Source organism: Brucella sp. TWI432, assembly GCF_039674445.1.
GTDB lineage: Bacteria > Pseudomonadota > Alphaproteobacteria > Rhizobiales > Rhizobiaceae > Brucella > Brucella chromiisoli.
Map to the genome: position 1 here is coordinate 62686 of NZ_JBDJNL010000003.1, position 21324 is coordinate 84009.

The following is a 21324-nucleotide window of genomic DNA, read 5'->3' on the forward strand; positions in this document are numbered from 1 at the left end:
CACGCTTCTGTTGTTATAGATGCGCAATCGACGAACAGTCTCTATATCGAAAGAGACAAACGCGCATCTCAAATCGGCGCGACAAAATATGCAATTTACCGGAGCCTTTATGAGCAATGCATCTTCCTTCGACCTCGTTATCTTTGATTGCGATGGTGTTCTTGTCGATAGTGAACCACTTTCCTGTCGCGCGTTTGAGCAGGTTTATGCCAATCACGGCATGATTTTGCCGGAAGGAACCGTCGCCAAAGGCATCGGCATGAAGCAGGCTGACATATTAGCGATGATTGCTGATCTGACGGGCCATCGTTTGCCAGATGAGGCTTTGAGCCAGTTCTGGCCCGAAACCAAAACCCTTTTTGCTGAGCATTTGCAGCCGGCGGTGGGAATCGCCGATTTTCTGAAAGTGCTGCCCTATAAGCGTTGTGTTGCCTCCTCCTCGCAGCCTGAGCGCATTGCATTCAGTTTGAAAAAGACAGGCATTGATCAATATTTTGGCGATGCAGTCTATTCATCCAGCATGGTTAAGCGCGGGAAGCCAGCGCCCGATCTTTTCCTGTTTGCTGCCGACAAAATGGGAATTGATCCGGCACGGTGTGTCGTGATCGAAGATTCGCCCTTTGGTGTTGAGGGTGCGATTGCAGCCGGTATGACAGCCTTTGGTTATACGGGCGGCGGGCATACCTATGAAGGGCATGCAGAACGCTTGTCTTCCAAGGGCGCGCAACAGGTTTTTGGCCATTGGGATGATATTGCACGTGAAATACTGGCCGCAGCCTGATCCACAGTCTTGCCGTGTGCTCATTAATGGATAACAAGAGAGTCTGAGTTCAGCAGAAAGTTTGAGGGCATGAAGGACGCAATTACGCTCGACCAGTTGCGCGAGGCGATTGGCACGGAAATCGGATGTTCCGAGTGGCGTGAAGTCACGCAGGAAATGATCAACCAGTTTGCGGATGCAACGGATGATCATCAGTTCATCCATGTTGATCCAGATCGTGCTGCCAAGGAAACGCCATTTGGCGGCACGATTGCGCATGGCTTTTTGACCTTGTCGCTGCTTTCGACGCTGGCATTTGAAGCGCTGCCGATGCTGGAAGGTGCCACGATGGGGATTAATTACGGCTTCGACAAAGTGCGTTTCATGTCACCGGTGAAGACCGGTGCGCGGGTGCGCGCGCGGTTCAAGCTCGCTGATGCCGATATTCGTCCCTCAGGCCGCGTGGTCAATCATTACGAAGTGACGCTGGAAGTCGAGAATATGGTCAAGCCAGCACTCACCGCGACATGGCTCACCATTGCTGTGGTTGAGCCGCCCAAGGCTTGATCCGTCTGTTCTTATGGATTGATAAGTCGTCCTTCTTCATCGAGAGGGGCGGCTTTGTCTTTTTGGGTGGTCATCAGATCACGGAAAAAGAAGGGGCCATGCAGGAACATGCCAAAGTCGTAAAAATTCTTCTTCTCAGCACCGCGCATGTAAAGCAGATGCATCAGGAAGAAATTGCCTTTTGAACGCTTGTAGCGGTTTTCACTGTGTATGTTCTTGAAGCGGATACGATGGATGAGCGGCGGGTTCTCAGTCTTTATTTTCAATGCTTTGGCCGGATCAGAGCCGTAAAAATGGATGATGTCGGTCAGAACCTGAAACTCCGACCAGAGCACAGGGCTTTCGTTCATCACCACGCGCATGTCTTCGCGCAAAGCCCGGGCCTTTGGGTGCAGTGCGATCATCAGTAGGCATGAGCCGATGGCCAGCATTGATACAGGCTGCTTTGTGAGCAGGTCAGGCCGCTCTCGCTGAAGATCCGCCAGAGCTTCAACCGCAGGTACTGTACCCAGGCTGTGGCCGACAATAATCACTTCGTCGGCATTGCTTTGCTCGATTTTCTTTTTGAGCGCTTCGGCAAACGCTTTGCGGCGCTCAATAAGCGTGTCATTGCGACCATAAATGCGGTCATAGGCTGCCGACCAGTCATCCAGCAGATAAGACATGAAGAATCGGTCGCCCGGCCAGCGCACGAGCAAGGTCGCAATCACAGCAGCAAGCGGCAGCGACCAGACGAGATTCCAGGATGGGAAACCTGCAAGCATGGGTGCTGATGCGATCAGAGCTGCAATCGCTATGATGAGGATGGACAGCAGAAACGGCCATAGGAAAAACATGACAAAGCGCCAGCTGGTTAGCAGATAGCGAAGCAGGGTGCCTGTAGATAAGATATTCATGAAAGCGCGAAAGCCGGTAAGCATCCGTTTTGGCGTGGAGCGTGCCGCATAATCATCGAAGACATCCGCAGTGCCAAACTGGCAGAATTCCGTTTCCGTCTCCCACCCATTGCCTTTTGTTCGAGCGGTCAGCGTTCCGCAATCATCCGCCTCGTCGGTCATGGGCGAAAGTTTTGTTTTGGCTTTCCATAACCGGTCAAAATCTTTCAACGCGAGCGCATGTCGCACGCGGACGGCTTTGGGGTGCAGGCCCTCATAGCCTGTGAATTGAATAACGAGTCGTTTGCGTGGGGACATGAATATGATGCGAAGGAATCAATCGAGGGGAAAAGGCTATGAACTGCCGGATTGCTTCTATCGTGGAGCAATGAGGCTGAATTGTGCGGAAGGTGGGGGCTCTCTAGCCTATTGGGTGCGATTTCGTCACTATAATTTATCGTGAGTCCATTATTTATGCGGAACGCCGGGCAAAGCTTTATCTTGATATGGACAAAAGCCGGACTATCTGGTAAAGCCAGCCCCAATTTGCAGCGTTTATGTTGCGAAGCTTGGGAGCCTTTCGGCGTTTATACAGTTGACTCTATCAGCTGGAACTCGTTAAGAGACGCCCTTAATGCCTCAGGCTCAATCGAAATTCTAACCGATACGGGATTACACGTGCAGGTACTCGTCCGCGATAACAATGTTGATCAGGCTCTCCGCGCTCTTAAGAAAAAGATGCAGCGCGAAGGTATCTTCCGCGAAATGAAGATGCGTGGCCATTATGAAAAGCCATCTGAAAAGCGCGCCCGCGAAAAGGCTGAAGCCGTTCGCCGTTCGCGTAAGCTGGCTCGTAAGCGCGCACAGCGTGAAGGTCTTATCGGCGGCGGTCGTACCGCAGCTCGCTAAGTGACCTGAAATTGGCGCTGCATTTGTAGCGCCTTTTGCTTGCCGGTGCAGCTTATGGCTCGCGCCGGTTTTTGCATGTCTGAACATCGGGTTGGTGTTTTGAGCCACTTCACGCGATAAGACATGTCGTTTTGAAGTGTCAGCGGACTGCCATATACTGACCTTTATTGTGGCGTTGAGCTTGTTGCGTCAGTTGGGTTGATCGGCGGTTTTGCCTGCCGCCTTCTCCTGTGCGATAGAATGAGAATATTGTGGCTGTTAAAGCAGCCGGGGACAAAGTTGAAGATAGGCTCCTTTGCTCCGCTCATGCAGAAAGGAACACTGCCGTTGCCAATGCGCTTTAAGGGTATGCATTCGTCCGGGAAATTTTTTGCCCGTAACAGCCTGTTGGCTGCAACAGCCGTTCTGGCACTTGGCCTTGTCGGTTGTCAGAGTTCCTCCAACAATGTGTTGACTTCGATTGATCGTGCGCAGGGTTCAAGTGAGAACATCAGTTCGCTGACCAGTGTCATTCAGAGCAATCCGCGTGATCCTGAAACTTATAATGTGCGTGGCTCTGCCTATGGCAAAGCTGGCCGTTACAAGGAGGCGCTGCGCGATTTCGATCAGGCGATTGCACTCAACCCAAATTTCTATCAGGCTTATGCAAACCGTGCGCTGATCTATCGTTATATGGGTGACAGCGGTAAAGCCGCGCAGGATTATAGCCGGGCGATCCAGATTAATCCGCAGTATGATGCCGCTTATATCGGGCGCGGTAATGTCTATCGGCAGGCCGGACGCCTTGATCAGGCATTGAGCGACTTTAATCAGGCGATTGCGCTTCAGACCACAGATGGACGCGCCTATCACAATCGCGGTTTGATCTATCAGGCCAAGGGGCAGCATAAGCAGGCGATTGAAGATTTCTCAAAAGCCATTTCGCTTAATTCCACTGCACCGGAACCTTATAATGGTCGCGGCCTGTCCTATGTTGCTCTGGGCGACTACGACAATGCTTTTGACGATTTCAATACAGCCATTACGCTTGATGGAAATATCGCTGAAAGCTGGGCCAATCAGGCGCTGGTTTACGAACACCGTGGTGATAAGGCCAAGGCTGCCAATTCTTACTTGCGCGCCACGCAGCTTGATCCGAATTATCAGCCTGCCAAGGCTGGTCTGGCGCGCACGCGCAGCTGATCATTTCTTTGTGAATAATAATAAGGGCGGTACTCTCCAAAATAGGGGGTGCCGCTTTCCTTTATTTAAAGGCGACATATAATAGTTGTATGTCGCTTTTCGATCATATTGGCTTTGAAACTAGAGATCTTCGCCGCAGCCTTTCTTTTTATGAAAGCTGCATGCCCACGCTTGGGCTGGCGGTTATTTCCCACGCAGACCGAGGTTTCTTCGTTAATGGTGGGGAAAGGGCGCCTGTGCCATTTTTGTGGATCCATAAAAGCCGGAAACCGGATGCAGACGCGCCTGACGGCAAGCCGGGCAATCATCTTCACTTGATGTTTACTGCGGTCAGTCGTGAAGATGTAGAGGCTTTTTTCCGTGCAGCGGTTCAGGCGGGTGGCATTGAGAGCGGCAAGCCAGCCTATCAGGGGCCCGAAGAGATGGGCTATTATGCGGCTCTCGTTTTCGATCCCGACGGAAACACACTGGAAGCAGGTTTCCGTCAGAGAGCAAGATAAATTGGTTTAAGCCCTTGAACGCAGGTTGCGCTTGTCGAGACGATTGACGAGAGAGTCGCCGATCAGCTGAATGCCGCACACCATAATGATGAGAATAATCACCACGGCGACCATGATCTGCGTTTCAAAGCGCTGATAGCCGTAGCGGATAGCCAGATCACCCAAGCCCCCCGCACCAATGGCACCAGCCATTGCAGACGCGCCAATAAGCGTGATGATGGTGACGGTAAAGCCTGCGATAATGCCCGGTAGCGCTTCGGGCACCAGCACTTCACGCACGATTGTCCAGCGGTTTGCGCCCATTGAACGGGCCGCTTCCACCAGGCCGTTATCCACTTCACGCAACGAGACTTCAGCGATACGCGCATAGTAGGGAATGGCTGCGATTGACAATGGCACGATAGACGCCCACGTGCCGATTGATGTGCCGACAACAAAACGCGTCACCGGAATGAGTGCCACCAGCAAAATGATGAAGGGCACAGAACGGAAGCCATTGATGATGGCACCGAGGATGGTGTTGACTGTCAGATTTTGCGCAAGGCCACCCCGTTCGGTCAGAATCATGATGAGAGCCAGCGGAAGGCCGACGACGAGCGAAATCAGGCTCGAAAAGCCGGTCATGATGATGGTCTCCCAGAAGGAGCGCCAGAGAAGATCAAGCATTGCCTGAGACATAGCCGAGAACCTCCGTGGCGTCTGCATGGGTGTTGAGATAGGCGAGTGCGGCGTCCAGTTTTGCTTTGTCCTGCGTGGGCAGGCCAATGAACATGGTTCCAACCGGCTCGCCCTGAATGGTATCCATGCCGCCATGGATCAGTTGCAGCGCAATACCAGTCGCAAGTGTTGCTTCGCTAAAAAATGCGCTTTTGGCGGCATCGCCTGAAAGCTTGACCTTAAGAATGGCAAGATCGCCGGTCTTGTCGAGGCGCTCGCGCCACACGACAGGCAGTTCCGGCTCCAGCACCTGCAACATGCTTTGCGTGATGGGCGACTGTGGATTGGCAAAGACTTTCCAGACCGGACCTTCTTCGGCGATTGCGCCATGATCCAGAACGATCACCCGATCGGCGATGCGGCGGATGACTTCCATCTCATGGGTGATGAGCAGAATGGTCAGGCCAAGCTTGGTGTTGATGTCTTTGAGCAGCGCCAGAATTGATTGGGTTGTCTCAGGATCGAGTGCCGAGGTGGCTTCGTCAGAAAGCAGAACGGCGGGTTCGGCAGCAAGTGCACGCGCAATGCCGACGCGCTGCTTCTGGCCGCCGGAAAGCTGTGCCGGATATTGCTTTGCCTTGTCGGAAAGACCGACGAGATCAAGCAGCTCTGCCACGCGCTTGATGCGTTGGGCTTTTGGCATACCGGCAATTTTGAGCGGCAGGGCAACATTTTGCGCGACGGTCTTGGCGGACAGGAGATTGAAGTGCTGAAACACCATGCCGATGCGGCGGCGCACAGGACGCAGCGCGTTTTCATCAAGGTTGGTGATTTCACGGCCTTCAATCTGGATTGAGCCGCTATCCGGCTTTTCAAGGCCGTTGACGCAACGAATCAGCGTGGATTTACCCGCGCCGCTGCGTCCGATGATACCGAGGATTTCGCCGCGTGCGACGGAAAGAGAGACGCCATTGATTGCCGGTGTTTCGCCGAACATTCGGCGCACGTCTTTCATGGCGACGATGGGCGCGGATGTTGCTGGTGGCGGTTCAATGGTCACGGTCGTGTCTTCTGTTTCTTATGCCGCGTTAAAACCGCGACTTGCTAAATCGATAAGGCTTCAAGGAAAATGACGCCAAAGGGCATGGGCGCTTTTTATCAAGCGCGCGCCGATGCTTTTGGGCAATTTTTTTGCGTACGTCAATAAAAGCCGCGCCGGAAAAGCTTTTTCCGGCGCGGTCTTTAAGGCGCTTTAAGGAATTAATTCCAGGCTGGAATGCCTGTGCCCTTGTAAACGCGGTCAAGCTCTGCCTTCACTGCGTCATTCTGGAAGGAGGCAACAAGGTTCTTTACCCAGTCAGCATTTTCATCTTCGGTGCGGACTGCGATGAAGTTGTTGTATGGGTTGTTTTCCTTGGATTCCCAACCGATCGCTTCTTCCTTCTTCAGGCCAGCCTTGGCGGCCCAGTCGTTGTTCACGATGGCGACATCCAGATCATCAATCGAACGGCCAACGACACCGGCGTCAAGCTCCTTGATTTCAAGTTTCTTTGGATTTTCGATGATGTCGATTGGGGTTGCCAGAATACCTGCATCTGGCTTCAGCTTGATGAGGCCCTTTTCTTCAAGCACGCGCAGTGCGCGACCTTCATTCGATGGATCGTTCGGCACGCCGATAACTGCGCCTTCTTTGATTTCATCAAGGCTTTTGATCTTGCGCGAATAGATGCCGATTGGCCAGACAGCGGTGTAACCGGCCACACTGATCTTGTAACCGTGCTGCTTGATCTGTTCGTCGAGGTAAGGCTTGTGCTGAAAGGCGTTCGCGTCGATTTCCTTGCGTTCCAGCGCTTCATTTGGCTGGTTGTAATCATTGAATGTCACGCGTTCGATGATGAGGCCATGCTTCTTGCCTTCTTCGGCAACGACTTTCCAGACGTCTTCATCTTCGCCGCCCATGATGCCGACCTTGATGGTCTTGTCTTCTGCGTGGCTTGGCGCGGCTGCAAAACCAAGGGTGAGGGCTGCTGCGGTGAAGAGAGCAGCTTTCAGACCCGCGCGGCGGGTCAGCGAATAGCGGGAAAGGACTGACGACATTTTTAATTTCCTTGTCTCAAGTTTTTTGGAGAGCCGGTCCCGGAAAGTGATCATGTTAGATGATCTTTCTCCCCCTGCCCACCTTGGGGCCGATAATTCCTGTTTGTACGGCAATAAACAAGGAAAATTATTTCTGATTCGTGCGAGTCAGCGATTTTGAAATTGCGTTCACAGGCATGTGAGCGGATTGCTATTTCCGCTCACGGCATTGACCAGAATCTGGTTCTAACGATTGTCTGAGATAATCATTTGTGCGGCTTTCTCTGCAATCATCAAAGTGGGTGAGTTTGTGTTGCCGGAGGTGATCGTGGGCATGACCGAGGCATCGGCCACACGTAGCCCCTGAATGCCGTTCAGTCTGAGACGCGGATCGACAATTGCTTCTGCATCCGCGCCCATTCGGCACGTGCCGGCGGGATGGAAAATTGTGGTTCCGATATCGCCTGCCACTTTCTCCAGCTGTTCCTGCGTTTCGTAAGACGGACCGGGCTTGAATTCTTCCGGGCGATATTTCTGCAAAGGTGCCTGTGCTACGATATGGCGGGTGAGGCGGATGGCGTCGGCTGCAACGCGGCGGTCACTTTCCGTTGCCAGATAGTTGGGGCGGATGGACGGTTGGGTCCGATGATCGGGGGACTTGATATGAATTGAGCCGCGGCTGTCGGGGCGCAGATTACAGACCGATGCCGTAAAGGCCGGGAAGGGGTGAACGGCCTCGCCGAATTTCTCAAGGCTCAATGGCTGCACATGATATTGCAGATTGGCTGTTTCATAGGACGGGTCTGAGCGGGTGAAAGCACCGAGCTGGCTGGGTGCCATCGACATGGGACCAGAACGGCGCAGGAAATATTCAAGGCCGATCATGGCTTTGCCGAAAAGCTTGCTGGCCTTTTCATTGAGCGTTGGAATGCCGGTCACTTTATAAGCGCAGCGCAGTTGCAGATGGTCCTGCAAGTTTTCGCCCAACTGTTTGCGTTCGAGTTTAGGCGCAATGCCTGCCTGTTGCAGTACATCGCCCCGTCCCACGCCGGAAAGCTCCAATATCTGCGGCGAGCCGACAGAGCCTGCCGTCAGAATAATCTCGCGCTTTGCTTTGACGGTTCGGGTTGTGCCATTTTGATCAAAGGTAACACCCGTTGCGCGTAATTCTTCGATCTCTATGCGGCGAACATGCGCGCCGGTTTCAACGCGCAGGTTGGGGCGGTCACGGGCCGGCCGCAGAAAGGCTTTGGCCGTGTTCCAGCGAATGCCGCGCTTCTGGTTGACCTTAAAATAGGACACGCCTTCATTGTCGCCGCGATTGAAATCGTCGGTTGCTGGAATTCCGGCCGCAACCGCTGCATCGCGGAAGGCATCCAGAATATCCCAGTGCAGACGTGCGTTTTCAACGCGCCATTCGCCGCCCGTACCATGCAGCTCGCTTGCGCCTTCAAAATAGTCTTCCGACTTTTTGAAGACGGGCAGCACGTCGTCCCAGCCCCAGCCGTCGCAACCGGCCTGGCGCCACAGATCATAATCGCGTGCCTGTCCGCGCATATAGATCATACCGTTGATTGAGGAACAGCCGCCAAGCACCTTGCCGCGCGGATAGCCCAGAGAACGACCGTTCAGGCCGGGTTCCGCTTCAGTTGTAAAGCACCAGTCGGTGCGCGGGTTACCGATGCAATAGAGATAGCCGACGGGGATGTGAATCCACGCGTAATTGTCTTTGCCGCCTGCTTCAAGCAGCAGCACGGAACGGTTTTTATCTGCGGAAAGCCGGTTCGCAAGCGCACACCCTGCCGTGCCCGCGCCAACCACGATGTAATCGTAGGTGTCGGTCATGATTTCATATCCAGTAAAAAGGTGGAGCCGCTATCTGATGAGCGTGCGGCTCCGTCGGTTATCCGAACAATTTCTTTCCAAGCCGCGAGGCATAGAACTCGCCGACGATGCCTCTGCGGAAGAGCAGAACGCAGGCCATGAAGATGATGCCGGTGACGATTGTGACGGGGAAGTCGGAGGTTGCGAGGTAGTTTTGCAAAGCTACCACGAAGGCTGCACCGACGATTGGGCCGATCAGCGTTCCAATGCCGCCAAGCAGTGTCATCAGGATCACTTCGCCCGACATCTGCCAGCCTACATCGGTCAGTGTTGCAAACTGGAAGACCAGGGCCTTCATACCGCCTGCAAGGCCTGCAAGCGCTGCCGACATCACAAAGGCTGCAAGCTTGTAGTGATTGACGGAATAGCCCAGCGACACGGCACGGTTCTCGTTTTCGCGGACTGATTTGAGGATCATCCCGAACGGCGAATTGATGATGCGCCAGATCGCAAAGACTCCGATCACGAAGAGTGCCAGCACCAGATAATACATGTTCATCGGCTGGTTGAGATCAATGATGCCAAACAGATAGCCGCGTGGCACGCCCTGCAACCCGTCTTCACCATGCGTGAAGGCCGCCTGCAGACAGAAGAAGAAGAACATCTGCGCTAAGGCCAGCGTGATCATTGTCGAATAGATGCCCTGACGGCGAATGGCGAGATAGCCGATGATGAGGCCAAGGCCTGCGGCTGTGAGCATACCGAGCAGAATGCCGATTTCGGGCGTGACACCCCATTCCTTGACCGCATGGGCCGTCACATAGGCAGCGCCGCCAAAGAAAGCCGCATGGCCGAACGACAGAATGCCGGTATAGCCAAGCAGCAGATTGAAGGCGGAGGCAAACAGCGCAAAGCACAGCATCTTCATCAGAAAGATCGGGTAGACCATGAACGGGGCTGCGATCAGGCCGATGAGGGCTACAGCCAAAACGATCGCCGAGAGGCTGTTGAGGGCGGGTGCCTTTGCCGCGTGCGGTGCAGCCGTTGCTTTAAGAGCGGTATCAGTCATATCAGGCCTCCTTCCCGAACAGTCCGGCGGGTCGCACCAGAAGGACGATAGCCATGATAACGAAGATGACGATGCTGGAGGCTTCAGGATAGAACACCTTGGTCAGACCTTCGGCCAGCCCGAGCACATAGCCGGTGATGATCGCGCCTAAGATCGACCCCATGCCGCCAACCACGACCACGGCAAAAACCACGATGATGATGTTGGAGCCCATCAGCGGGCTGACCTGATAGATGGGTGCTGCCAGAATTCCGGCAAAGCCAGCAAGGGCCGCACCCAGCGCATAGGTGAAGGTGAGAAGCAGCGGCACATTGATGCCAAAGGCTTTAACCAGTGTGGGGTTTTCGGTTGCTGCACGCAAATAAGCGCCGAGCTTGGTTTTTTCGATTAAAAGCCAGGTGCCGATACAGATGACGAGTGATGCCACAACCACCCATGCGCGATAGTTGGGCAGGAACATGAAGCCGAGATTATTGCCGCCTGCAAGGGATGGCGGCACGGCATAGGGCTGACCGGCAGCGCCATAATAATAGCGGAAAGTGCCTTCGATCACGAGTGCCAGACCAAAGGTAAACAGCAGCCCATAAAGCGGATCGAGATTATAAAGCCTTGAAAGCGCAACTCGCTCGATGATGGCGCCGCCCAGACCCACGATCAGCGGAGCCAGAATAAGCGCTGGCCAATAGCCGATGCCAAGGCCGCTCAACAGCAGATAGCCGACAAAGGCGCCAAGCATATATTGCGCGCCATGGGCAAAGTTGATGATGCGCAAAAGCCCGAAGATGATGGCGAGGCCAAGGCTCAGAATTGCATAGAAAGACCCGTTGATAAGGCCCACGAGCAACTGCCCAAGAAGTGCCTGAACAGGGATGCCGAAGATCATTGTCATTGGTTCAGACCCCCAGAGCTTCGTTTAGGGCTGCCATACGTTCGGGCAGCTCAGCGGTGGGGAAGTTCTCTGTCACCACACCATGATCCATCAGATAAAAACGGTCTGCGACTTTTGCGGCAAAGCGGAAGTTCTGCTCGACCAGAAGCACGGTCATGCCGCGCTTTTTGAGTTCCACCAGCACATCGCCGATGCGCTGGATGATGACGGGCGCAAGCCCTTCGGTCGGCTCATCCAGCAGTAGAATTTTGACGCCGGTGCGCAGAATACGGGCAATCGCCAGCATCTGCTGTTCGCCACCCGAAAGCTTGGTGCCGGGGCTGTTGCGGCGCTCATAGAGATTGGGGAACAGTTCGTAAATCTCATCGAGTGACATGGCGCCGCTGCCTTTGGCGACAACCGGTGGCAGCAGCAGATTTTCATGCACGTTGAGCGTTGCAAAGATCCCGCGCTCTTCCGGCACAAAGCCAAGGCCCGTGCGGGCAATGCGATGCAGCGGCACACGCAGAATGTCTTTGCCATCAAGCGTGATGGTGCCGGTGCGCTTGCGGATGATGCCCATGATCGTGCGCAGCGTTGTGGTTTTGCCAACGCCATTGCGGCCCAAAAGCGTGATGGTTTCACCGGGGTAGATATCGAGATCGACGCCGTGCAACGCATGGCTTTCGCCATACCAGGCATTGAGCCCGCGCACGGAAAGCAGAGGTTGGCCTCTATTCATGTTCGGTTCCCATATAAGCGGTACGCACGCGCTCGTCCTGTGCAACGGTTAAATAAGTGCCCGATGCGAGAATTTCGCCGCGTTGCAGCACCGTGACGTGGTGGGCGATGTCGGCCACCACTTTGAGATTGTGTTCGACCATCAGCACCGCGCGATCTTTTGCGACATCGGTGATGAGGGCGGCAATTGTGTGCACATCTTCGTGCCCCATGCCGGCCATTGGCTCATCAAGCAGCAGCACTTTCGGATCAAGTGCAAGTGTGGTTGCGATTTCAAGCGCGCGCTTGCGGCCATAAGAAAGATCGGCGGCCAGCGCATGACGGGCATCGGCAAGACCGACGCGCTCCAGCAGCTCAACCGCCTGTGCATCCAGCCGGTCAAGTGCCGACAAAGGCCGCCAGAATTGCGTGGCCAGACCACTCGGACGCTGAAGCGCGACCTTGACGTTTTCCAGCACAGTCAAATGCGGAAAAGTTGCGGAAATCTGGAACGAACGCACCAGACCCATCCGCGCCACTTTGGCAGGATTGGTTTTGGTGATGCTTTCGCCAAGCAACGTAATCTCGCCGCTTGTTGGCTGGAGAAACTTGGTAAGCAGGTTGAAAACGGTCGTCTTGCCTGCGCCATTCGGCCCGATCAGCGCATGAACGCGGGCGTGCTCGACATCAAGATCGACATTCTTCACCGCATGAAAGCCGCCAAACGACTTGCCCAGGCCGCGCGCCGAAAGAACCGCCCCTGACGGCTCTGCTTCTCGCAGAGCCGTGGCATTTTGAGTTGCTGTGTTCATCCCATTAGCCTCTTATTGTGTGACCAGTGGGCAGCCGCTTTCTTCCGGCTTCATGTAAGCCTGATCGCCGGGGATGGTGGCCAGCACCTTATAGTAGTCCCATGGAGCCTTGCTTTCGTCAGGCTTTTTCACTTCCATGAGATACATGTCATAGATCATGCGGCCATTGGGTCCGACTTTGCCGTTGCGGGCAAAAACATCATTGACCGGCATTTCATGCAGCTTCTTGGCGACGGCTTCCGTCTCGTCGGTGCCTGCTTCCTTGATGGCTTTCAGATACTGAAGAACTGCCGAATAGGTGCCTGCCTGAATCATGTTCGGCATGCGGCCGGTGCGCTCGAAAAAGCGCTTGCTGAACTCGCGCGATTCATCGTCGCGATCCCAGTAAAATCCTTCGGTGAGTGTCAGGCCCTGTGCCGCGTCAAGGCCCAGTCCGTGCACTTCCGCAAGCGTGAAGAGCAAAGCCGCAAGACGCTGGCCACCGGCCACGATGCCGAATTCCGCAGCCTGTTTGATCGCATTGGATGTATCAAGACCGGCATTGGCAAGGCCAACGACCTTGGCACCCGATGCCTGCGCCTGTAGCAGGAAGGAAGAGTAATCGGTGCTGCTCAGTGGATGGCGAACCGAGCCAAGGACTTTACCGCCCTTGGATTCTACGAATTTCGACGTCTGTTCTTCCAGCGAATAGCCGAAAGCATAGTCCGCTGTCAGGAAATACCATGTGTCGCCGCCCTGTTCAACGAGCGAGCCACCTGTGCCGACCGCCAGCGCATGGGTGTCATAGGCCCAGTGGAAACCGTAAGGTGTGCATTGCTTGCCTGTGAGTTCCGATGTCGCGGCACCTGTATTGATGGTGATTTTCTTTTTGTCTTTGGAGAGTGCCTGAACAGCGAGACCCACGGAGGAGCTGGTCAGCTCCATGATGGCATCGACCTGTTCGGTATCATACCACTGACGGGCGATATTGGCTGCAACGTCCGGCTTGTTCTGGTGGTCGGCAGTGATGATTTCAATCGGCGCATCCAGCACAGTGCCGCCAAAATCTTCAGCAGCCATTTTGGCCGCCTCATACGACCATTTGCCGCCGAAGTCAGCATAAACGCCAGACTGGTCGTTCAGAATGCCGATTTTGACTTTGCCGTCTGATATTTCCGCTGCGGATGAAATTGCGGTTGCAGCAAAAAGTGCAGCCGTAGCAAGTGCAAAAAGTTTCATTCAGTGTTCCTCCCAAAAACGTATGATCGTCGCGACAAAGTCGGACGGAATGCTTATTTGAAGCCGTCTTTTCAGACAGGGTGACCAATCTTCCTCATGATTAGGCACCCATATGCTTCTGCCCGGCTCGTTCCTCCTTTAGGGCCTCCATGCGGGCTTGTCCTATGGACGGTAGCATTGACAAATGCGTACAAGAATAGCAATTTTTGAACAGTGTCTGTTCAAAAATGTACAGAAGCTTTAAGGAGGAAACGTTGCGGCAGTTTTCATGGGATGATCTGCAATATTTTCTCGCGGTCGCGCGCACCGGCCAGCTTTCGACTGCCGCAAGACAATTACGCACCAGCCACGTTACGGTTCTGCGGCGCATTGATCGTCTGGAGCAAGCGCTTGCAACAAAGCTTTTTGAGCGCAATCCGCGCGGCTATCTTTTAACGCCGATGGGCGAGCGACTGGTTGAGCCTGCGGAAGTGATGGAGCGAGAGGCGCTGAAATTCCAGACAGAGACGACGGGCAGTTTTTCGGCATTGTCGGGTGTGGTGCGGCTTTCAACCCTTGAAGGTTTTGGCAATTTCTTTCTGGCAGACCGCCTTCCAGTGCTAGCCCAATCCTATCCAAGTCTTTCTGTGGAAGTGGTGACCATCCAGCAAATCATGTCGCTGTCGCGGCGTGAGGCGGAGCTTTCGATCACGCTGCATATGCCGCGTACCGGGCCTTATCACAGTGAAAAACTCACGCCCTATCGTTTGTTTGTTTATGGGCATCGCGATTATCTGAATTGTCATTCAGCGATCAAAACGCGTGAAGATATGACCCAGCATCCTTTTATCGGCTATATAGACGATATGGTGTTTACACCCGGTCTTGATTACATGCGTGAAATTTTGCCTGGAAAGCGTTGCAATTATCAAGGCTCAAGCATTCATGCGCAACTGGTGGCAACATTGACAGGCTATGGGCTGTGTGTGTTGCCATTTTTCATTGCCAGCCAATATTCTGAACTTGTGCCGGTTCTGCCAAAGGAAATGTATCTTGAGCGCGAATATTGGATGAATTGCCATGTCGATGTTATGGCCGCACCGCGTATCAGAGTGATCAGTGATTTTATGCTTGGAGCAGTGCGCGAAGCCTCGGCAAGCTTCTTAGGCGAGAGCCTTCTTCAATCTTAATGTAATCCACCAACAAGTGCATAAATGCAGGTCATGACAAGTGCGCTAAAGCCAAAACCAATAATAAAAAGATTAAGTGTTCGCAATTTCCCCTCCCATTGCAACCCGGGCGGTTTATGTGCGACTTGAGCGATGAAGTCTACTGTAAATTGTATCGATATAAACTAAAGTTGTATTGTCTGCTTTAAGACCTGTTCATACGTGACATCACGGCAATATCTCCGAACGGTAGGGGGATTCGCGCCATTTAAATGGATTGAATCGGCGCCTGCGGGATCTTGCCGAGTTTTCATGATGGTGAAAAACTCGGCTTGAAGTCGAAAGCAAAAGAGACTCGTTATCTCTGTTTGGCTAATCCCTGTTCGCGCATCTGGCTGAGCGTCATTTTGGGCGAAAGGGCTTCCGGGTCGATGCGGATTTCAATCAGCCCCGGCTTACCCGATTGCTCGCAGCGCTTGAAAGCTTCCGCAAAGTCTGCGGTCTTTTCCACCGTTTCCCCATGCAGGCCATAGGCGCGCGCGAGCGCTGCAAAGTCGGGATTTGCAAGGCCAGTGCCGGAAACGCGGCCCGGATAGGTGCGCTCCTGATGCATACGGATCGTGCCATACATGCCGTTATTGACCACAATGAAAATCGCATTGGCTTCATATTGCGCAGCCGTTGCAAGCTCCTGGCCATTCATCAGAAAACAGCCGTCACCGGCGAAACAGACGACTGTGCGTTCTGGTGCGGTCAGCTTGGCGGCAACGGCAGCTGGCACACCATAGCCCATGGAGCCATTGGTTGGTGCCAGCTGGCTGCGATAGGTGCGGTACTGATAAAAGCGGTGCGGCCATGCCGAATAATTGCCTGCACCATTGGTGATGATGGCATCACCGTCGAGATGTGCGCGCAGCCATTCCATGATCTCACCCATCTGAACGTCACCGGGAATTGTCGGCGTTTTCAGATTGTCACGGTAATCGGCTTTGGCGCTTTCAGCCCATGCTTTCCACCGAGGGTTAGAGATAGGCTCAAGCTTTGAGGCTGCTTTGGTGAAGGCTGTCATGCTGGCATTGATCGGAATATCAGCATGATAGACACGGCCAAGTTCTTCCGCACCCGGATGGACATGGATGAGCTTCTGCTTTGGCACAGGAATGTTGACCAGCTCATAGCCCTGCGTGGTCATTTCACCAAGGCGCGCACCCACCACCAGCAAAAGATCGGAATCTTTAACGCGGGCGGCGAGTTTCGGGCTGATCGACGTTCCCATTTCACCGGCATAAAGTGGATGATGATTGTCGAACATATCCTGACAACGGAAAGACGCTGCAACAGGCAGCGACATGTTTTCAGCGAATGTTTGCAGGTCGCGAACCGCTTGGCTATTCCAGCCGCCGCCGCCCACGATCATCAGTGGACGCTCGGCCTTTTCGAGCAGCGATTTCATGTCCTGTAGCTGATCGCTTCCCGGATGCATCTCGACATGTTTATAGGCCGGTGCATCGCTGACGGTTGCGTGTGAGGTCAGCATATCTTCGGGGAGAGCGATGACCACAGGGCCGGGGCGTCCGTTGACCGCGCGATGGAAAGCTTGACTGACCAGTTCCGGGATGCGGGCTGCGTCATCGATCTGCACCACCCATTTGGCCATCTGGCCGAACATGCGGCGATAATCGACTTCCTGAAATGCCTCCCGTTCCACCTGATCGCTTGCAACCTGCCCGATGAACAGAAGCATCGGTGTGGAATCCTGAAACGCGGTATGAACGCCCACGGAAGCATTGGTGGCACCGGGGCCGCGTGTTACAAAGCAGATGCCGGGCTTGCCGGTCAGCTTGCCATAGGCTTCGGCCATGTAAGAAGCCCCACCTTCCTGACGGCAGACGATAAGATCGATCTGGTCACTGACGTCATGGAAAGCATCGAGCGCCGCAAGGTAGCTTTCGCCGGGCACACAGAAAACGCGGTCAACGCCGTGAATGCCGAGTGCATCCACCAATATCTGGCCACCGGTCCGTATGTTGCTGTTTGTTGAGGTTTTATGCATTTCCCTACTCTCAAAATGTCTGAACGACTTTGGCGCGCATGCGCTCTATTTCGGAGGCATACGCAGCGCACCATCGAGCCGAATGGTTTCGCCGTTGAGCATGCTGTTTTCGATAATATGCAGCGCGAGTGCCGCATATTCGTCTGGCCGACCCAGACGCGGGGGGAAAGGAACCATCTGGCCCAACGCATCCTGTGCAGGCTGCGGCAGGCCTTTGAGCATGGGGGTTTCAAAAATACCGGGTGCAATGGCGCACACACGAATGCCAAGGGGGGCAAGTTCGCGTGCCGCAGGCAATGTCAGGCCGACGATGCCGCCTTTAGACGCTGCATAGGCCGTTTGGCCGATCTGGCCGTCAAAGGCCGCAACCGATGCTGTGTTGATGACAACGCCGCGCTCGCCCGTTGGCAGGGCTTCGCTTTTGGAGGCGACATCGGCAAACAGCCGCAGCAGATTGAACGAGCCGATCAGGTTGATCTCAACCGCTTTGCGGAAATCATCAAGCGGCATGACGCTGCCATCACGCGCCAGCATTTTCTTTGCTGGTGCTACGCCCGCGCAATTGACAAGAATCTGTGGTGATCCGAGCTTTTCGCCGATTGCCTTGAACGCGGCCTCAGCACTTGCAGCGTCTGAAACATCGCATTGAATGGCGATGCCGCCGATTTCGGCTGCCACTGTATTGGCGCCGTCAATATTGAAATCGAGGATTGCAACTTTCGCGCCTTTGGCTGCAAGCGCACGTGCGGTTGCGGCACCAAGGCCTGATGCACCACCGCTGACGATGGCGATTTTTCCTTCAATATCCATTTTCCCCCTCATATTGTTTCAACAGCAATGGCTGTTGCTTCGCCGCCACCGATACAGACTGAAGCCATGCCGCGCTTGAGATCGTTCAGCTTCATGGCATGAAGCAGGGTAACGATGATGCGCGCGCCGGAGCAGCCAATCGGATGGCCCATAGCGCAGGCACCGCCATGGATATTCACGGTGTCAGCGGGGAGGTCGAGTTCCTGCATTGCAGCCATAACAACCACAGCGAAAGCTTCATTGATTTCAAACAAATCAACGTCGCGTGCAGTCCAGCCGGTTTTGTCGAAGAGTTTTTTCATCGCAAAAATCGGGGCTGTGGTGAAGAGCGAGGGCTGTTGTGCGTGGCTTGCGTGGCCGTGAATAATGGCAAGCGGTTCTGCGCCCAGCTTTTGGGCTTTGGACAGGCGCATCAGGGTAAGCGATGCCGCACCATCGGAAATCGATGAGGAATTGGCGGCTGTAACCGTGCCGCCTTCGCGGAAGGCAGGCTTGAGGTTTGGTATTTTTTCGGGCTTTGCGCGGGTTGGCTGCTCGTCGCGGTCAAGCGCTGCAACATGGACCAGCTCTTGTGCGAAAGAACCCGCCTCAGCTGCCTTGAGTGCGCGCGAAAGTGAGCGGAGGGCAAATTCGTCCTGTTGCTCACGCGTGAACTGGTAGTGATCTGCTGTTTCTTCCGCGAATGTTCCCATGGCACGGCCTTTGTCATAGGCGTCTTCAAGACCGTCGAGAAACATGTGATCGTAGATTTTGCCGTGGCCCATGCGATAGCCACTGCGTGCTTTTTCAAGCAAATAAGGTGCATTGGTCATGCTTTCCATGCCGCCTGCAACCACAATGTCCGCACTTCCTGCGGCAATGAGATCGGCGCCCAGCATGACGGTTTTCATACCCGATCCGCAAACCTTGTTGATGGTTGAGCAGGGCACAGATTGCGGAAGACCGGCATGAATTGCGGCTTGACGTCCGGGTGCCTGTCCGAGCCCTGCGGGCAACACACAACCCATAAGCACTTCGTCGATCTGATCGGGGTCAAGCTTCGCCCGGTGAACCGCTTCCTTGATTGTGGCTGCGCCCAGTGCTGTTGCACTCTCCCCCTTGAGCGCGCCTTGAAAACTTCCGATCGGTGTTCGTACCGCACTGGCGATAACGATCGGATCTTTTGTTTCCGACATTTGTTTACTCCTCCAGTAAAGCACAGTGATAACAGCATAGCGGAGGCTGTGAAAACAGCCTAAATATGATGAGCAAAGCTGATGAACTCATGTCGCGAAGGTATGGATGAAATGCGTGAGACAAATTCAGGCAGAATCCGTGTGGGTATTGGCGGCTGGGCTTTCGAGGAGTGGGACAAGAGTTTCTATCCGGAAAAGCTCTCCAAAAAACGCCAGCTCGAATATGCTTCGAGCAAGCTGACTTCGATTGAAATCAACAGCACCTATTATGGTCCGCAAAAGCCCACGACTTTTGCCAAATGGCATGATGGAACGCCGGATGATTTCGTTTTTTCGCTGAAAGCGCCGCGCTTTTCGACCAATCGGCGGGTGCTGGCCGAGGCGGGAGAGAGCATCGAGAAATTCGTGACCGGCGGACTGCTTGAGCTCAAAGACAAGCTTGGTGTCATCAACTGGCAGTTCATGGGTACGAAAAAGTTCGATCCAGCCGATTTTGAAGCTTTTCTCAAGCTTCTGCCAAAACGTGTCGATGGGCGTGATCTGCGCCATGCGGTCGAAGTGCGCCACGACAGTTTCAACTCTCCGGATTTCATCGCGCTGCTGCGGGAATATGGCGTTGCGGTGGTGATTGCGGGCGACAGCAAATTCGTGGAAATTGCTGATATGACTGCGCCTTTTGCCTATCTGCGCATCATGGGTACGCAGGAAGGCCAGAAGCTCGGCTACAGCGAGGCGGATCTTGACCATTGGGCAGAGCGGGCCAAAGCAATTGCGGTTGGGCATGTGCCCGATAGTCTTAAAACCATCACGCCACCGCTTCCCGATAACGTTGCCCGCGATGTTTATCTTTATGTCATCAGCGGCCATAAGGCGCACAACCCACAAGCTGCAATGGCCTTGATTGATCGTTTGAAATGATAGGTGTTGTGTGAAGTATTGGAGGCTTTGGTGATGAGTGAACTGAAATTCAGAACCCGCGAAACCGGGGCGGTCGCGGAAATGCCACATGGCAAGCTGCCGACAATCACAACGCCGACAGGCGGCGCGGTGGAGATTGTCACCAGCGTCAGCCAGCCGGGTTTTAACCCGCTCGATCTGATCTATGCATCACTTGCAGCCTGCATGGCGCTCAGTGCGCGTGTTGCTGCGACCAAGCTCGAATTGCGTGAAAAGCTTGACCATGTTCGGGTGGAGGTAAAAGGCGATAAGGCACATGAAGGCCCGTCACGCATCGAACGATTCGCTGTAACATTTCATTTCGATGGCGATCTCACGGAAGATGAAAAGCATCGTCTTGCAGAGGTGGCCGAGCAAATCTGCACCGTCAGCAATACGTTGCGCGGCGATCCGAAGTTCGATCTCAAAGTCACGTAATCAGATTTCTTCGCGTATACGGTCAACGCCAAGCGCGATCACGCTTTCCATCGCAGCACGTGCTTTTTGCTGATCGCGCGAGGCAATTGCATGAGCAATGCGCATGTGATTGGCGGCACATTCTGCAATGCCTTCGGGTGAACTTGCCGGAGACGATAACTGGAACGAAATTGCAAGCGCTGCTTCAATCAGGCTGCTCACGGAACGCATGAACGGATTGCCTGACATGCGGGCAATTGCCAGATGAAACTCAAGGTCGACCTTAGCGATGGATTCTGGCGTATGCATGGGGTCGTCAAATTTCGCAGCAAGCGCATAAAGCTCAACAAGTTCCTCGCTGGTTGCATTTTTTGCGGCAGCAGCGGCAGCAGCTGGTTCAAGCGCCATGCGCATTTCCGCCAGATGATCGACAAAGACCTCATCAAAGCCTGCTTCGAACCGCCATGTCAGCACGTCAGGATCAAAAAAGTTCCAGCTGCTTGCGCCGAGCACACGGGTTCCAACTTTGGCTTTTGGTTCGATCAGGCGTTTTGCAGACAGCGTTTTCATCGCTTCGCGCAGAACAGTGCGGGAAACGCCAAAGCGCAGCGACAATTCGTTATCGCCCGGAAGTATCGAGCCTTCGGGAATGGTGCCTGCGACGATGCCGCGCCCCAGTTCACCCACGACAACGGCGTGGCTGTTATGGCGCTTGCGTCCGGTTATGGCCGTTTCCAGTAATCCCAAT

At 54.2% G+C, this 21324-nt stretch carries 22 protein-coding genes; 8 read left to right on the forward strand and 14 right to left on the reverse strand.

What is annotated here, in order from left to right:
- Positions 1 to 109 precede the first annotated feature (109 nt).
- On the forward strand, positions 110 to 781 hold the full coding sequence (locus ABE527_RS07540; protein WP_265986530.1) for an HAD family hydrolase: 672 nt from the start codon (positions 110 to 112) through the stop codon (positions 779 to 781).
- A 69-nt stretch (positions 782 to 850) separates the two neighbouring features.
- Entirely contained in the window at positions 851 to 1327 is a 477-nt protein-coding gene (locus tag ABE527_RS07545; protein WP_499696547.1) for a MaoC family dehydratase, read from the forward strand.
- An 11-nt stretch (positions 1328 to 1338) separates the two neighbouring features.
- Here the strand turns inward: ABE527_RS07545 and ABE527_RS07550 are convergent, their stop codons facing one another.
- On the reverse strand, positions 1339 to 2520 hold the full coding sequence (locus ABE527_RS07550; RefSeq protein WP_499696548.1) for an alpha/beta hydrolase: 1182 nt from the start codon (positions 2518 to 2520) through the stop codon (positions 1339 to 1341).
- Between the two features lie 360 nt (positions 2521 to 2880).
- Between ABE527_RS07550 and rpsU the strand changes: the two genes are divergently transcribed.
- The 3 genes from rpsU (at position 2881) to ABE527_RS07565 (ending at position 4793) form a co-directional block, all read left to right on the forward strand.
- Positions 2881 to 3111 (forward strand): 30S ribosomal protein S21, encoded by a 231-nt coding sequence (gene rpsU, locus ABE527_RS07555; protein WP_187544203.1) that lies wholly within the window; start codon positions 2881 to 2883, stop codon positions 3109 to 3111.
- Positions 3112 to 3417: 306 nt separating this feature from the next.
- The gene (locus ABE527_RS07560; protein ID WP_499696675.1) at positions 3418 to 4293 is read left to right on the forward strand and encodes a tetratricopeptide repeat protein; all 876 of its coding nucleotides are present in this window, start codon (positions 3418 to 3420) and stop codon (positions 4291 to 4293) included.
- Positions 4294 to 4382: 89 nt separating this feature from the next.
- Entirely contained in the window at positions 4383 to 4793 is a 411-nt protein-coding gene (locus ABE527_RS07565) for a VOC family protein (RefSeq protein ID WP_499696549.1), read from the forward strand.
- Between the two features lie 6 nt (positions 4794 to 4799).
- Here the strand turns inward: ABE527_RS07565 and ABE527_RS07570 are convergent, their stop codons facing one another.
- The 9 genes from ABE527_RS07570 to ABE527_RS07610 all read right to left on the reverse strand — a co-directional run bounded on the left by ABE527_RS07570 (position 4800) and on the right by ABE527_RS07610 (position 14037).
- Entirely contained in the window at positions 4800 to 5471 is a 672-nt protein-coding gene (locus ABE527_RS07570) for a methionine ABC transporter permease (RefSeq protein WP_499696550.1), read from the reverse strand.
- The gene (locus ABE527_RS07575) at positions 5452 to 6510 is read right to left on the reverse strand and encodes a methionine ABC transporter ATP-binding protein (protein WP_499696551.1); all 1059 of its coding nucleotides are present in this window, start codon (positions 6508 to 6510) and stop codon (positions 5452 to 5454) included. Before ABE527_RS07575 ends, ABE527_RS07570 begins: the two co-directional genes overlap by 20 nt.
- 200 nt (positions 6511 to 6710) lie before the next feature.
- Positions 6711 to 7547, reverse strand: coding sequence for a MetQ/NlpA family ABC transporter substrate-binding protein (locus ABE527_RS07580; RefSeq protein WP_499696552.1), 837 nt, complete (start codon positions 7545 to 7547; stop codon positions 6711 to 6713).
- 225 nt (positions 7548 to 7772) lie between these two features.
- Positions 7773 to 9371: a GMC family oxidoreductase gene (locus ABE527_RS07585; RefSeq protein ID WP_499696553.1), complete on the reverse strand. Its 1599-nt coding sequence runs from the start codon at positions 9369 to 9371 to the stop codon at positions 7773 to 7775.
- Positions 9372 to 9429: 58 nt separating this feature from the next.
- Entirely contained in the window at positions 9430 to 10419 is a 990-nt protein-coding gene (locus tag ABE527_RS07590) for a branched-chain amino acid ABC transporter permease (protein WP_499694039.1), read from the reverse strand.
- Position 10420: 1 nt separating this feature from the next.
- The gene (locus ABE527_RS07595) at positions 10421 to 11308 is read right to left on the reverse strand and encodes a branched-chain amino acid ABC transporter permease (RefSeq protein WP_265987216.1); all 888 of its coding nucleotides are present in this window, start codon (positions 11306 to 11308) and stop codon (positions 10421 to 10423) included.
- Between the two features lie 4 nt (positions 11309 to 11312).
- Complete coding sequence (locus tag ABE527_RS07600; RefSeq protein WP_396997153.1) at positions 11313 to 12029, reverse strand: ABC transporter ATP-binding protein; 717 nt, start codon at positions 12027 to 12029, stop codon at positions 11313 to 11315.
- Positions 12022 to 12819 (reverse strand): ABC transporter ATP-binding protein, encoded by a 798-nt coding sequence (locus tag ABE527_RS07605; RefSeq protein WP_499694036.1) that lies wholly within the window; start codon positions 12817 to 12819, stop codon positions 12022 to 12024. Before ABE527_RS07605 ends, ABE527_RS07600 begins: the two co-directional genes overlap by 8 nt.
- Positions 12820 to 12831: 12 nt before the next feature.
- Positions 12832 to 14037 (reverse strand): ABC transporter substrate-binding protein, encoded by a 1206-nt coding sequence (locus ABE527_RS07610; protein ID WP_499696554.1) that lies wholly within the window; start codon positions 14035 to 14037, stop codon positions 12832 to 12834.
- Positions 14038 to 14291: 254 nt separating this feature from the next.
- Here ABE527_RS07610 and ABE527_RS07615 point away from each other — a divergent pair, with 254 nt between their 5' ends.
- Complete coding sequence (locus ABE527_RS07615; protein WP_265985688.1) at positions 14292 to 15206, forward strand: LysR family transcriptional regulator; 915 nt, start codon at positions 14292 to 14294, stop codon at positions 15204 to 15206.
- A 337-nt stretch (positions 15207 to 15543) separates the two neighbouring features.
- Here the strand turns inward: ABE527_RS07615 and ABE527_RS07620 are convergent, their stop codons facing one another.
- The 3 genes from ABE527_RS07620 to ABE527_RS07630 are packed head-to-tail and all read right to left on the reverse strand — an operon-like array spanning position 15544 to position 19223.
- Positions 15544 to 17238 carry a thiamine pyrophosphate-binding protein gene (locus ABE527_RS07620; protein WP_499696555.1) on the reverse strand — a complete coding sequence of 565 codons (1695 nt, stop codon included), beginning with the start codon at positions 17236 to 17238 and terminating at the stop codon, positions 15544 to 15546.
- 45 nt (positions 17239 to 17283) lie between these two features.
- Positions 17284 to 18048: an SDR family oxidoreductase gene (locus tag ABE527_RS07625; RefSeq protein WP_499694033.1), complete on the reverse strand. Its 765-nt coding sequence runs from the start codon at positions 18046 to 18048 to the stop codon at positions 17284 to 17286.
- Between the two features lie 8 nt (positions 18049 to 18056).
- Positions 18057 to 19223 carry an acetyl-CoA C-acyltransferase gene (locus ABE527_RS07630; RefSeq protein WP_499696556.1) on the reverse strand — a complete coding sequence of 389 codons (1167 nt, stop codon included), beginning with the start codon at positions 19221 to 19223 and terminating at the stop codon, positions 18057 to 18059.
- Between the two features lie 111 nt (positions 19224 to 19334).
- Here ABE527_RS07630 and ABE527_RS07635 point away from each other — a divergent pair, with 111 nt between their 5' ends.
- Complete coding sequence (locus ABE527_RS07635) at positions 19335 to 20141, forward strand: DUF72 domain-containing protein (protein WP_499696676.1); 807 nt, start codon at positions 19335 to 19337, stop codon at positions 20139 to 20141.
- Positions 20142 to 20174: 33 nt separating this feature from the next.
- Positions 20175 to 20597: an OsmC family protein gene (locus tag ABE527_RS07640; RefSeq protein ID WP_499696557.1), complete on the forward strand. Its 423-nt coding sequence runs from the start codon at positions 20175 to 20177 to the stop codon at positions 20595 to 20597.
- Here ABE527_RS07640 and ABE527_RS07645 read toward each other — a convergent pair whose 3' ends face one another.
- On the reverse strand, positions 20598 to 21323 hold the full coding sequence (locus ABE527_RS07645; RefSeq protein ID WP_265985676.1) for a FadR/GntR family transcriptional regulator: 726 nt from the start codon (positions 21321 to 21323) through the stop codon (positions 20598 to 20600).
- Position 21324: the final 1 nt, after the last annotated feature.